Annotated in this window: 1 protein-coding gene; it reads right to left on the reverse strand. The window is 47.7% G+C overall.

The window, feature by feature from the left end; all coding sequences use genetic code 11:
* The coding region (locus SB772_RS42060) for an FAD binding domain-containing protein (protein WP_410838781.1) at positions 1-264 on the reverse strand (264 nt) is incomplete at both ends.

The following is a 264-nucleotide window of genomic DNA, read 5'->3' on the forward strand; positions in this document are numbered from 1 at the left end:
CTAATACGTTTTCGATATGCGGCGTATCTTTTGGTAAGCAATAAAAGTCTTTCACATTGATAGAACGAGTCGAACCATCCGCCTTAACTGTTTCGATAGTGGCATCCAGCAAGCGCATCGCCACTGCCATGTCAGATGGATGCTGAGCAATACAGGCATCGCTCGTCCCTAGAATAGCTAGCGTACGGTTCTCGCCATTGATAGCTGGACAACCTGTGCCCGGTTCACGCTTGTTGCAGGCGCTGTCTGTCTGATAAAAATAAT

This window comes from Paraburkholderia sp. SIMBA_030 (genome assembly GCF_046535245.1).
In the GTDB taxonomy this organism is placed as follows: Bacteria; Pseudomonadota; Gammaproteobacteria; order Burkholderiales; family Burkholderiaceae; genus Paraburkholderia.